This window comes from Bradyrhizobium sp. CCBAU 53421 (genome assembly GCF_015291625.1).
In the GTDB taxonomy this organism is placed as follows: Bacteria; Pseudomonadota; Alphaproteobacteria; order Rhizobiales; family Xanthobacteraceae; genus Bradyrhizobium.
The window spans coordinates 4,739,979-4,752,365 of record NZ_CP030047.1; the positions used below are offsets into that span (position 1 = coordinate 4,739,979).

The window sequence follows — 12,387 nt, forward strand, 5'->3', positions numbered from 1 at the left end:
CGAATCATCCGGAGCCTATCACTGCCACTTTATGCCGGATTGAGCGTTAACGAGAGACCCGTCGATATTAAGCGTTAACGAGACCCGTCGGGGAAGATTGCCGGAGCGATGCGGCGCACCGCTCCGGCAAATCTGCGGGATCAGGCGCGCAGGGCCTGGTCGAGGTCCGCGATCAGGTCTTCCTTGTCCTCGATGCCGATCGACAGCCGGACCACCTCGGGCGCCGCGCCGGACTTCACCTTGGCGGCGTCGTCGAGTTGGCTGTGGGTGGTGGAGGCCGGGTGGATCACCAGCGAGCGGGTGTCGCCGACATTGGCGAGATGCGAGAACAGCCTCAGGTTCGACACCAGGTTGACGCCGGCGTCGTAGCCGCCCTTGAGGCTGAAGGTGAACACCGCGCCGGCGCCCTTCGGCGCATATTTGCGTTGCAGGGCGTTGTATTTGTCGCCGGGCAGGCCGGCATAGTTCACCGCAGACACGGCGGGGTGGGTGGAGAGGAATTCCGCCACCGCCTTGGCGTTGTCGCAGTGCTTCTGCATGCGCAGCGGCAGCGTCTCGATGCCGGTCAGGATCATGAAGGCGTTGAACGGCGACAGCGCGGGGCCGAGGTCACGCAGGCCGAGCACGCGGCAGGCGATCGCGAAGGCGAAGTTGCCGAAGGTCTCCTGGATCCGGATGCCGTGATATTCCGGGCGTGGTTCGCTCAGCATCGGATATTTGTTGTCCTTCGACCAGTCGAAGGTGCCGGCGTCAACGATGATGCCGCCGAGCGAGTTGCCGTGGCCGCCGAGGAACTTGGTCAGGGAGTGCACGACGATGTCGGCGCCGTGGTCGATCGGCTTGATCAGGTACGGCGAGGCCAGCGTGTTGTCGACGATCAGCGGCACGCCGGCCTTGCGCGCGACGGCCGCGATTGCCTCGATATCGGTGATGCTGCCGGCGGGGTTGGCGATCGACTCGATGAAGATCGCCTTGGTGTGCGGCGTCACCGCGCGCTCGAAGCTTTCGATCTCGTCGGGATCGGCCCAGGCCACGTTCCAGCCGAACGCCTTGAAGGCGTGGGTGAACTGGTTGATCGAGCCGCCATAGAGTTTTCGCGCGGCGATGATTTCGTCGCCGGGCCGGAGCAGTTGCTGCAACACCACCAGTTGCGCGGCGTGGCCGGAGGCGACCGCAAGCGCCGCGGTGCCGCCCTCGAGCGCTGCGACGCGTTCCTCGAGCACGGCATTGGTCGGGTTGCCGATGCGGGTATAGATGTTGCCGAAGGCCTGCAGGCCGAACAGCGAAGCCGCATGGTCGGCGTCGTTGAAGACGAATGACGTGGTCTGGTAGATCGGCGTCGCCCGCGCGCCGGTGGTGGGATCAGGCTGTGCGCCGGCGTGCACGGCGAGGGTGGAAAACCCCGGAAGGCGATCGGTCATTCTTTGTGTCCTGTGGTGGCCTGGTCGAAACGCGCGGCATGCTGATGGCGGCGGCGCCCGCCGTCAAGCGAGTTGGGCACGCCGCCGGTTTTGGGAGGGGCATTCCGGGCTATACCGAACGATCGGAGCGAATATTCCGCCGCGATGTCAGGTCGTCTCGGTCTTGTTCTTTGCCGCGCGGTCGGATGCCGCAGTCTGGCCGCCGCCAAAGCTGGTGCGGTTGAGCGACAGCCGCATGCCCTGGGTCGGGATCGGCGCGCGTTTGGAACTGAGCGTGCGCGAGTTGACACCCATCCAGGAGATCTCCGACGACAGCCGGCCATACTCGATCTTCGGACAGCGGTTCATCACCACCTTGAGTCCCGCGGCTTCCGCCTTCTCGGCGGCGGCATCGTCGCGTGCGCCAAGCTGCATCCAGATCACCTTCGGCAGCGGCGATAATTTCAGCGCCTCCTCGACGACCGGCATGATGTGGCTCGAATTGCGGAAGATGTCGATCATATCGATCGGGCGGTCGATGTCCGCGAGCGATGCCACGAACGGTTTGCCCATCAGCGTCTTGCCGACATGGCCCGGGTTGACCGGGATCATGTCGTAGCCGCGCTGCGCCAGATATTTGAACGCGAAATAGCTCGGCCGCACGTTGACTGGCGAGGCGCCGACCATCGCGATCGATTTGACGTTGTTCAGAATGCTGCGGATGTAGTTGTCGTCGTAGGCGTCGTGATTCATCACTCGTCTTTTTCGATTGCGTCATTGCGAGGAGCGAAGCGACGAAGCAATCCAGACTTTCTTGCGGTCCGATGGATTGCTTCGCGGAGCTTGTCATCGGGCCGGCCAGAGGCCGGACCCGTTGGCTCGCAGTGACGAAGGTTATCTATCCTGCCACTTCGGATCGCGCTTCTCGATGAAGGCGCCGATGCCTTCCTCGGCGTCGCGCGCCATCATGTTCTCGGTCATCACCTCGGCCGCGAAGCGATAGGCGTCGGCGAGGCTCATCTCGGCCTGGCGATAGAACGCCTCCTTGCCGAGCTTGACGGTGTAGGCCGATTTCAGTGCGACCTTTTGCGCCAGCGCGATCGCGGCATCGCGTTCGGTGCCGGCTGATACCACGCGGTTGACGAGGCCGATGCCCTGCGCCGTTGCCGCGGAAACCGGTTCGCCGGTCAGCAGCATCTCCATCGCCTGCTTGCGCGGCACGTTGCGCGACAGCGCCACCATCGGCGTCGAGCAGAACAGCCCGATGTCGACGCCCGGCGTCGCAAACGCCGCGGCCTCTGAGGCGACTGCGAGGTCGCAGCTTGCGACGAGCTGGCAGCCTGCCGCGGTCGCGATGCTCTGGACCGATGCTACCACCGGCTTTGGCAGATGCACGATCGCCTGCATCATCGCGCTGCAGGCGTTCATGATCTGCGCGAAATAGGCGCGGCCGCGGTCGGCGTCGGTGCGGCGCGCGGTGAGCTCCTTGAGGTCATGGCCGGCGCAGAAGGCCGGGCCGTTGGCGGCGAGCACGACGGCACGGATGCTCTTGTCAGCGCCGATATCGTTCAGCGCTGCGTGCAACTCGCCGATCAGGCCCTCGGAGAGGCTGTTGCGCGCCGCGGGGCGATTGAGCGTCAGTAGCGCGATACTGCCGACGGTCTCGCGCAGCAGGATCGGCTGGTGTTGCGGCGCTTCCGCGCGGGCGGCTTGGGCGGACATGGCGAAATTCCACGTTGGTCTCTATGACAACTTAATGTAACAGGCAGGCTGAAGCGAGGGCAGGGACCGCATGGCGATTGCGAAAATGAGCGTGGCTGATCTGGAGGAGTTCCTGCGTAAGGAGTTTCCGCAGGCATTCACCCATGACGACATCAGGATCGAAAGCGCCGACGGCGAAACGGCCCTGCTGCGCCAGCGCTTCAGCGAGCGCATGCTGCGGCCGGGCGGCACGGTTTCCGGACCGACCCTGATGGGGCTGGCGGATTTCGCGATGTATGTGGTGCTGCTGTCGGCGATCGGGCCGATCGGCCTTGCCGTCACCACGAACCTCAACATCAACTTCCTTCGCAAGGGCCAGCCGGGCCAGGACGTGCTCGCGGTGGCCAAGCTGCTCAAGCTCGGCAAGCGGCTTGCGGTCGGCGAGGTCAACCTGCTGTCCGGCACCTCTCCGGACCCGATCGCCCATGTGACGGCGACCTATTCCATTCCAAATCAATAGCCTTTCTTACGGTATTATTGCACCATATTTACAAGCTATTGTTTTTGCTGATGTAAATCGTGTGTGTCGACATTGACGCGCGCCCGCGGCTTCTCTAGAAACCCACGCAGTTCGGCGCATACGGCGCCGATTTCTTTTTCACGGATTTCACACATGAGCACGTTCTCGGCCAAGCCCGCCGAAGTGACGAAGAAGTGGGTCGTGATCGACGCCAAGGGTCTGGTCGTCGGTCGCCTCGCCACGCTCGTCGCGATGCGCCTGCGCGGCAAACACCTGCCCACCTACACCCCGCATGTCGATTGCGGCGACAACGTCATCATCGTCAACGCCGCGCATGTGGTGCTGACCGGCCGCAAGCGCGACCAGAAGACCTATTACAAGCACACCGGCTTCATCGGTGGCATCAAGGAGCGCACCGCGAAGCAGATCCTCGAGGGTCGCTTCCCCGAGCGCGTCGTCGAGAAGGCGATCGAGCGCATGATCCCGCGCGGTCCGCTCGGCCGCATGCAGATGGGCAATCTGCGCGTCTATCCGGGTGCCGAGCATCCGCATGAGGCCCAGAGCCCCGAGAAGGTCGATATCGCTTCCCTGAATCGCAAGAACACGAGGGCCGCATAATGTCCGATACGTTGCAGTCCCTCGACCAGCTTTCGCAGGTCAAGCCGGCCGCTCCCGACGCGCCGAAGTACGTCAAGAAGGTCGACAAGTACAATCGCGCCTACGCCACCGGCAAGCGCAAGGACGCGGTCGCCCGCGTCTGGGTCAAGCCCGGCTCGGGCAAGATCTCGGTCAACACCCGCGAGTTCGAAGTCTACTTCGCCCGCCCGGTGCTGCGCATGATGATCCAGCAGCCGCTGGTCGCTGCCGCCCGCAACGGCCAGTACGACGTGATCTGCACCGTCGCCGGCGGCGGCCTGTCCGGCCAGGCTGGTGCGGTTCGTCATGGCATCTCGAAGGCGCTGACCAACTTCGAGCCCGAGCTCCGCAGCGTCCTCAAGAAGGGCGGCTTCCTGACCCGCGACTCGCGTTCGGTCGAGCGCAAGAAGTACGGCAAGGCCAAGGCCCGCAAGTCCTTCCAGTTCTCGAAGCGCTAATTCGAGTTGTAAAATTCGCGGCAATTGCCGCGTGCATCGAGTTGCAAAGGGCGCCGCGAGGCGCCCTTTTTGCTTGCGCCCAACCGCGCCCGCTTCGACGCGAATTAGCGCAGTTTTTCAAGAAAACTTGCGTGTGCGTGCAAACGAAATTGGAACTCGGGCCTTCTAGCGTGCGATCTCGCACTGGCGCTGCATCACCGTATTAATTGCGCCTGCGAACGTTGCATCACACCGGGCTGGGGTGACTTTATGTCGTTCGATCCATCGACGCTTTATCTGTTCGCCACCATGGTCGCGGGCATGCTCGGCGCCATGCTCTGGTTGTTCGGCAGGCAGGAGAACATTGCCGCGCTGAAATGGTGGGGCACCGCCTATCTGCTCGGCGCGGCCTCGGTCGCACTCTGGACGGTCGGCAGTTCGACGCTCGATCCAATGGTTCTGCTGGGCCTTAATGCGATCGGCTTCGGCGCCTGCGGCATGGTCTGGAATGCCGCGCGCATCTTCCACGGCCGCAAGGCCAACCTGCCGGGCCTCGTGCTCGGCCCGATCGCGTGGATCGGCGCGGTGACGACGGTCGCGGACCCGGCGATGCGCCTGACCGTCGGCGCCGGGATCGTTGCGATCTATGCCGCGCTGACCGCCTCCGAGCTCTGGAGCGAGCGCCGGCGTGCGATGCAGAGGCGCTGGATCGCGATCGTGATTCCGGTCGCGCATGGCTGCGTCCTGATGCTGCCGATCCTGGTCGGCGACGTGCTGCGGTTGAACGGCCAGAATTTCGTTAGCAATTTCTGGGTCACGCTGTTCTCGATCGAGCTCGTGCTGTACGCGATCGGCACCGTGTTCGTGATCTTCATGATGGTGTCGGACCGCGCGGTGGCTGTGCACAAGACGGCTGCGTCGATCGATCCGTTGAGCGGCATGCTCAACCGCCGCGGATTCACCGAAGCCTGCACGCGGGTGATCGAGCGGGAAGCCGTTGCCGGCCGGCCGGTCACCGTGATGATCTTCGACATCGATCACTTCAAGTCGATCAACGACCGCTTCGGCCATCCCGCCGGTGACGAGATCCTGAAGCTGTTCTCCGCCGTGGTGGTCAACAGTCTCAGGATCAGTGATCTGTCGGGCCGGATCGGCGGCGAGGAATTCGCGGCACTGTTGCCGTGCTCGCTGGAGGAGGGCGTGCTGGTCGCCGAGCGCGTCCGCGAGGCGTTCGAGAACAGCAACATCAGCTGTGAGGAAGGCGCGGTCGACACCACGGTCAGCATCGGCGTGGCCGGCGGCCCCGCCGGGACCGAGCTCGAGGTGCTGCTGGCTTCGGCCGACACTGCGCTCTACCAGGCCAAGCGCGGCGGCCGCAACCGTGTCGAGGCGGCGGAGGAACTGCCGCTCTCGCTCGAGAATTGGCGGCGCAAGACTGCGGGCCTGCCGGCATCGGCGCGGCAAAAGCCGGCGCCAGCGCGCGCATGAGTGCGGTAACGACTGGTTAACCATTCGATCCCATGCTTTCGGGCATGGAGTCGATCCGCACCCGCAATCCGCAGTCAGCCCTGATGTCGCTCGAAGCCGACGCCGTTTCGGCGCGCGGCGGCTTCGCCTGCATGTTCTCGGACTCCGATGAATACGAGACCGCGCTGATCGCCGAACGCCGCGCGCAGGGGCGATATGAAGCGCCGAGACGCCGCTGGCCGGTCGCGATGCTGCTCGGCGTGCTGCTCATGGTTGTCGGCACGGTCCTGCTGTTCAAGTGAACGGCGGCGAGTTCGGCATACGGGGCGCCCGTGGGGGCGCCTTTTGCTTTTGTGCCGGCTGGGCTAGAGACCGGGCCTTTCCCGGGGAAAACCGATAAAGGGAGGCCAAGCCCATGATCACGGAAATCGCACAGATCGACGTCAAGCCCGGTAGCGAGAAGGACTTCGAGGCTGCGGTGGCCAAGGCGCGCCCGCTGTTCCTGCGCGCCAAGGGCGGCAAGGGGTTTGAACTGCACCGCTCGATCGAGAAGCCGTCGCGCTACCGGCTCGTGGCCAAGTGGGAGACGCTGGAGAACCACACGGTCGATTTCCGCGGTTCAGAGGATTTCACCGCCTGGCGCGCGCTGGTTGGTCCTTACTTCGCGGCGGCGCCCGAGGTCGAGCACACCGAGACCGTGCTGACGACCTGAGCAGGATTTACGTTGCTGGCACAGGCGCTTGATCCTCCGCCTTGAAGTGATCGATCATCACCTTGGCGATCGCCATCAGCGGCAGCGCCAGCGCCAGTCCCCAGATGCCGAACACGACGCCGAGCAGGATCTGGAACGCGAACAGCGTGGCCGGCGGGATGTCGAGTGCCTGGCGCTGAATGATCGGGGTCAGTACGTAGCTTTCCAGCGCGTGCACGCCGAGGAACAGGACGAAGGCCGACAGCGCCGCGATCCACCCGCTCGCCAGACTCGCCAGCACCACGATCAGCCCGCCGAGGATCGCGCCGACCGTCGGGATGAAGGCGAGCAGGCCGGCCTGGATGCCGAGGATGAACGAACTCGGAATGCCGATGATGGCGAGCCCGATCCAGGTGACGAGGAACACCGCGGTCATGGTGATGATCTGCGCGATCAGCCAGCGTTCCAGCGTCTCGCCGATGCGGTCGACGATGACGGTCGCCTGGGCGCGGTATTTGGCCGGCGCGATGAACAGCAGTCCGGCGCGGTAGATGCTCGGCTGGGCCGCGAAGGCGAGCCCGAGGAACAGCACGATGAAGAAATTGCCGACGACGCTGACGGTGCCGAGCAGCACCTTCAGCGTCTGACTGATGATCGCGCCGCCGCTGGAGGCCAGCGCGCCGGCGCCGGGGATGCCATGCGACTGCGACGACGCTGTGGGCGTCGTTGTCGTCGTCGTCACGGCGGTGCCTTCGCCCTTCGCCTCGCCGGCGGCATTGGTGAAATCGAGATAGCTGGTGTCGACGCCGTGCTGCTCGAGGAACTCCTTGACGCTGCCGAGCTGCGATTTGATCGTGTTGCTCAGCACCGTGGCCTGCTGCGCGATCGTGGTGCCGCCGAGGAACACGATGCCGGACAATAATCCCGCCATCGCCAGGCAGACGACCGCAAGCCGCAACGCATGCGGCAGCCCGGTCAGCCGGCCGAGCAGGGTGGTCATGGCATTGAGGGCGACCCCGAGCAGCATGCCGGCGAACACCAGGAACAGGGTCGCGGCGAACTGCCAGGCGAAGGTCAACAGGGCTGCGAACAGCACAACACCGATGCCGCCGACGGCGATCGCCCATGCCATGTCGTTACGGGCCTGCAGGCGATTGTCAGCCGGGTCTGTCACGGGTGATTCCCCCCTTCGCGACGGTGTCCGGAGCAGTCATTGGCGAAAATCCTGCCGGGATCAAGCCGCCGGGCCGTGCCGGTTTGCCGCTGACGTGCGGTGGTGGTCCGGGCGCGACCGGCCGATCTGGCCCCCGGGGGCCAGCGAATCTGTGCAGGACTGCAAGCCCTCCTGTGCAGATATAGACAGTTGATCCGGCGGGAACTCGAAGGCATGATCGTCTCCGCAACGTCGCAAACTTAGAAGATTCATTGCGCGAGACTTCGATAATGAGACGGCCCGTGGTCGGCGTGATCGGAAACGCCCATCGCATCGAAAATCGTTTCACAGTCCAGATGGTCGGGGAGCGCAACCTGCGTGCGGTTGCCGAGGTATCGGGTGCGGTACCCTTGATGTTCGCGGGCAGCCCGGAAATCACCGAGGTCGGCGCCTTGCTAGACGTGGTTGACGGCGTGGTGCTGACCGGAGCCCGCGCCAACGTTCATCCGACGCGCTTCAACACCGAACCTTGCGCCGCTCACGAGCCCTACGACATCCACCGCGACGACGTCGCGCTGGCGCTGTCGGAGGCCTGCGTCGCGCGTGGCGTGCCGATCTTCGGTATCTGCCGCGGTCTACAGGAGATGAACGTCGCGTTCGGCGGCTCGCTGCATCCGGAGATCCGCGAGATTCCGGGCCGCATGAATCACCGGATGCCGCGGCTCGAGAATGGCGAGATCCATCCTGATCCGACCGTTGTGTTCGCCGACCGGCACGACGTAGCGCTGATACCGGGCGGCGCCTTCGCCAAGATCCTCGGCCGCGAGACCATTCGGGTCAATTCGCTGCACGGTCAGGGCATCCTCAAGCCCGGCGAACGCGTCGTGATCGAGGGCATCGCCGAAGACGGCACCATCGAGGCGATCCGCATCGCCGATGCTCCCGGCTTTGCGCTCGGCGTGCAATGGCACGCCGAATACGATCCGCAGCGCAACCCGATCAACCGCGCGCTGTTCGAGGCCTTCGGCGACGCGCTGCGCGAGCGGCGGCGGGCGGCGTAGGGACTGCAGGGACTGGCTGCGTGTCTCAAATTCCGCCGTCGTCCCGGCGCAGGCCGTAACCCATACCCCGCAGCGGCTGTGGTGGACGGACTCGTCGTTCCAGCGGTGCATAACGATTGGCAAATGTGGTTATGGGTCCCGGCCTGCGCCCGGACGACACTGAGTTTGTTGTGCTACTTGTGGGTCAGACTTCCGCATTCTCGCGACATGTCTTGTTCGAGTTTAGCGAGAACCGAAGTACCTTAAGGTGGCTTGACGGGCTTACTGGGTTGGCCGTTGGGTTGTCCCGTCGCGACCGTTCATCGAGCGGGATGCGTCTCAATAGTAGATTTGGCCCTTGCGATCGCCTCTTGAGTGCTCGGATAGGTTTGCGTCCTGATCAACGGCCCTCCGGCAAGAGGCACGATCTCAACCAAATAGCCGCCGCCTCGCTGCTCGACGATGGTTAGCTGATGACCCTGATACTCGATCCGATCGGCTGACATCTGCACCCGGCCTTGCGTTTCTCGGTCCAGCACCTGGTGGACCACCCGCCGCCTGCCTGTCTTCCAATGACGATCGGGCATCTCCGTTCCTAACGGACGTAGTCGTCTGTTGGCGTGCGTGTTCAGCGGGAACCGGGCTCGTCCCCCCGCACCGGGAAAATCAGGACACCGGTTCTGACTGACATCGCCAGCGCGAGACACGCCCGCCAGATGAAACCCGCTGCTGGTCTAGGGCACCGGCGGGAAGCGCGCGTCGGCGGTCGCACGAAGATACCACGACCGGGACCGGTCGCTTGGGTTCGGCGTGTGTCGGTCATCAGTCTCCGTACTTATACGGATACGAAAGTGGCGGATTGCAGGGCCGGACTCGGCTAAGCAAGAAGGTGCAAGCCACCCGATATTGCCCCGGCGCCGACGACCCTTTCCGATATTGTTTTCCTTTTCCATTTTCCGGTGCAACTGCTCACGATGAGTTGGTCGGGATGAATTTGTCGGGCCGACTGGCGGCCGGGATGATGCTTCCCGTCGTCACACTTCTGCTCGCGCTGGGCTTCATCCATGGCGTCACCTGGCCGGGCATTCTGCTCGCTTGTGGCGTGGTTTCGGTGGTGTTGATGACGGCTGAGATGATTGCGAGGTCGCTGTCCAGAACGCCTGCCCAGTTGGTGCGGGCGGCGGAGGCGCTGTCGCGCGGCGAGCCGGTCTCGATACGCCCGGGCGGCGACGACGAGGCCACCCAGCTCGCAGCGACACTCGCCGAGCTGTCGGCGCAGTTGGGCAGCCGGCAGCACTTGCTCGAGAAGACCGTCGAGAGCATCCGCGATCCGGTGGTGGTCGCCGACGAGCACGCCATGATCGTGATCGTCAACGCCGCGGCGCGGCGGCTGTACCGTGTCGAACCCGGTTTTGACACCCTGACCGGTGTTCGCACCTTCCAGAACTACTATGCCGACGGCACGACGGTGATGCCGATCGCGGAGACGCCGATGGCGCGTGCGCTGCGCGGCGAGGACATCGACGATTGCGAGCTGATCGTCAAACCGCTGCGGCCGGAACCGGCTGTCTGTCTCGTCGCCAATGCCAGGCCACTGCGCGACGATGCTGGTAATCTGCGCGGCGCGGTCATCGTGCTGCGCGATGTCACCGCGGAGCGTCAGGCGCATCAGGCGCTGGTGGAGAGCGAGCAGATGGCACAGGCCATCGTCAAGACCGCGCTCGATGCCTTCGTGCAGACCGACCAGGACGGCATCATTCTCGACTGGAGCCCGCAGTCCGAGGCGCTGACCGGCTGGACGCGCTCCGAGGCGGTCGGCCAGCGCGTGGTCGAATTGGTGTTCCCGGAAGAGCTGCGGGTTGCGCACCGGCAGCGCATCACCCGCTTCCTGCAGGAGACCGCGACCGGCGGCATGGGCATGCGCTATGAAACCGCGTCCGTGCACCGCGACGGCCACCGATTCTATGTGGAAGTGTCACTCAATGCGCTGCGCCGCGGCGACGGCTGGATCATCAACTCCTTTGTCAGGGACGTCACCCAGCGGCGGCTCGCCGAAGAGCAGTTGATCCAGGCCCAGAAGACGGAATCGCTCGGGCGGTTGACCGGCGGCATCGCTCATGACTTCAACAACATGCTGACGGTGATCACCGGCACGATCGAGATCCTCGCCGACGGGGTGAAGGACAATCCGCAGCTCGCCGCAATCGCCAAGCTGATCAGCGATGCCGCCGATCGCGGCGCTCAGCTCACCTCGAGCCTGCTGGCATTCGCGCGCAAGCAGCCGTTGCAGCCCGCCGAGACCGACGTCAACGACCTGATCGGCGAAGTGGTCCGGCTGCTGTCGCAGACGCTGGGCTCGCAGACCGAGATCAGGACTGAGCTCGGCCGCGACGCCTGGCTCGCCTTTGTCGACCGCAGCCAGCTTGGCGCTGCGCTGGTCAATCTCGCCATCAACGCGCGCGATGCGATGCCCGAGGGCGGCACGCTGACCTTTGCGACCCGCAACATGCAGCTCGGGATTCCCGATGCCGTGGCGCACGGCGTCGAGCGCGCCGGCGACCATCTCGTGATCGAGGTGACCGATACCGGTACCGGCATTTCGCCGTCGCATCTGGAGAAGATCTTCGATCCGTTCTTCTCCACCAAGGGGGTCGGGCAGGGCACCGGGCTCGGGCTCAGCATGGTGTTCGGCTTCGTCAAACAGAGCGGCGGTGGGATCGAGGTCAAAAGCGAGCAGGGCCGCGGCACGATCTTCAGGATCTATCTGCCCAAGGCGGACGGCACCGCGCAGCGCGCGGTCGAGGAGGAAGAGCTGCCGGTCAGGGGCGGCAACGAAATCATCCTGTGCGTCGAGGACGACCCCACGATCCGCGACTACGTCACAGGCCAGCTCGAAAGCCTCGGCTACAAGGTGCTGGTCGCGGCAAACGCCGATGCCGCGCTCGCGATCGTTGGCCGCGGCACCGCGTTCGATCTGCTGTTCACCGACATCGTGATGCCCGGCAGCATGAACGGCCGGCAACTGGCCGAGACGCTGATGGCCGGGCGCCCGGCGCTGCGGGTGCTGTTCACCTCGGGCTACAGCGATGGCGCGCTGCCGACGCAACAAGGACGCAGCGGCCACGGCATTCCGCTGCTGACCAAGCCCTATCGGCGCAGCGAGCTGGCGCGGATGCTGCGGCGCTGCCTCGATCTGCAGGTCGACTTCCAGGGCGACCCGGTTCCGCAGCCTTACTCCGTGCAACCCGATCTCGAACGCTTCCTGCGCGAGAACCCGCCTGAGAAGACATAGCGCGCCCGAGATGTGGTCCATAGGATGGGTAGAGCGAAGCGAAACCCATC

The 12,387-nt window shown here is 64.7% G+C and carries 13 protein-coding genes; 8 read left to right on the forward strand and 5 right to left on the reverse strand.

All coding sequences use genetic code 11. The annotated features are described in order from the left end of the window. Positions 1 to 140 precede the first annotated feature (140 nt). From XH92_RS22650 to XH92_RS22660, 3 genes are all read right to left on the reverse strand, one after another. Positions 141 to 1,421, reverse strand: a complete 1,281-nt coding sequence (locus XH92_RS22650) for an O-acetylhomoserine aminocarboxypropyltransferase (protein WP_194454092.1) — start codon at positions 1,419 to 1,421, stop codon at positions 141 to 143. 147 nt (positions 1,422 to 1,568) lie between these two features. Beyond that, positions 1,569 to 2,153, reverse strand: coding sequence for a CoA-binding protein (locus XH92_RS22655; RefSeq protein ID WP_194454093.1), 585 nt, complete (start codon positions 2,151 to 2,153; stop codon positions 1,569 to 1,571). Positions 2,154 to 2,294: 141 nt separating this feature from the next. Then, complete coding sequence (locus tag XH92_RS22660; protein ID WP_194454094.1) at positions 2,295 to 3,122, reverse strand: enoyl-CoA hydratase; 828 nt, start codon at positions 3,120 to 3,122, stop codon at positions 2,295 to 2,297. 70 nt (positions 3,123 to 3,192) lie between these two features. Between XH92_RS22660 and XH92_RS22665 the strand changes: the two genes are divergently transcribed. From XH92_RS22665 to XH92_RS22690, 6 genes are all read left to right on the forward strand, one after another. Further along, the gene (locus XH92_RS22665; protein WP_097673498.1) at positions 3,193 to 3,621 is read left to right on the forward strand and encodes a PaaI family thioesterase; all 429 of its coding nucleotides are present in this window, start codon (positions 3,193 to 3,195) and stop codon (positions 3,619 to 3,621) included. Positions 3,622 to 3,774: 153 nt separating this feature from the next. Continuing rightward, positions 3,775 to 4,239, forward strand: a complete 465-nt coding sequence (rplM, locus tag XH92_RS22670) for a 50S ribosomal protein L13 (RefSeq protein WP_021079117.1) — start codon at positions 3,775 to 3,777, stop codon at positions 4,237 to 4,239. Beyond that, the gene (gene rpsI, locus XH92_RS22675) at positions 4,239 to 4,715 is read left to right on the forward strand and encodes a 30S ribosomal protein S9 (protein ID WP_194454095.1); all 477 of its coding nucleotides are present in this window, start codon (positions 4,239 to 4,241) and stop codon (positions 4,713 to 4,715) included. Before rplM ends, rpsI begins: the two co-directional genes overlap by 1 nt. A 249-nt stretch (positions 4,716 to 4,964) precedes the next feature. Further along, the gene (locus XH92_RS22680) at positions 4,965 to 6,182 is read left to right on the forward strand and encodes a GGDEF domain-containing protein (RefSeq protein WP_194454096.1); all 1,218 of its coding nucleotides are present in this window, start codon (positions 4,965 to 4,967) and stop codon (positions 6,180 to 6,182) included. A 44-nt stretch (positions 6,183 to 6,226) separates the two neighbouring features. Beyond that, positions 6,227 to 6,463 carry a hypothetical protein gene (locus XH92_RS22685; protein ID WP_194461384.1) on the forward strand — a complete coding sequence of 79 codons (237 nt, stop codon included), beginning with the start codon at positions 6,227 to 6,229 and terminating at the stop codon, positions 6,461 to 6,463. Positions 6,464 to 6,576: 113 nt separating this feature from the next. Continuing rightward, entirely contained in the window at positions 6,577 to 6,873 is a 297-nt protein-coding gene (locus XH92_RS22690) for an antibiotic biosynthesis monooxygenase (protein WP_076857811.1), read from the forward strand. Between the two features lie 7 nt (positions 6,874 to 6,880). On the opposite strand, the gene XH92_RS22695 is transcribed toward XH92_RS22690, so the two are convergent. Continuing rightward, positions 6,881 to 8,026, reverse strand: coding sequence for an AI-2E family transporter (locus tag XH92_RS22695; RefSeq protein ID WP_194454097.1), 1,146 nt, complete (start codon positions 8,024 to 8,026; stop codon positions 6,881 to 6,883). A 269-nt stretch (positions 8,027 to 8,295) separates the two neighbouring features. Between XH92_RS22695 and XH92_RS22700 the strand changes: the two genes are divergently transcribed. Further along, positions 8,296 to 9,066, forward strand: coding sequence for a gamma-glutamyl-gamma-aminobutyrate hydrolase family protein (locus tag XH92_RS22700; RefSeq protein WP_194454098.1), 771 nt, complete (start codon positions 8,296 to 8,298; stop codon positions 9,064 to 9,066). 299 nt (positions 9,067 to 9,365) lie between these two features. Here the strand turns inward: XH92_RS22700 and XH92_RS22705 are convergent, their stop codons facing one another. After that, a complete protein-coding gene (locus tag XH92_RS22705; protein WP_194454099.1) occupies positions 9,366 to 9,632 on the reverse strand; it encodes a hypothetical protein in 267 nt (88 codons plus the stop codon). A gap of 431 nt (positions 9,633 to 10,063) precedes the next feature. Between XH92_RS22705 and XH92_RS22710 the strand changes: the two genes are divergently transcribed. Next, entirely contained in the window at positions 10,064 to 12,337 is a 2,274-nt protein-coding gene (locus XH92_RS22710; RefSeq protein ID WP_194454100.1) for a PAS domain-containing sensor histidine kinase, read from the forward strand. Positions 12,338 to 12,387: the final 50 nt, after the last annotated feature.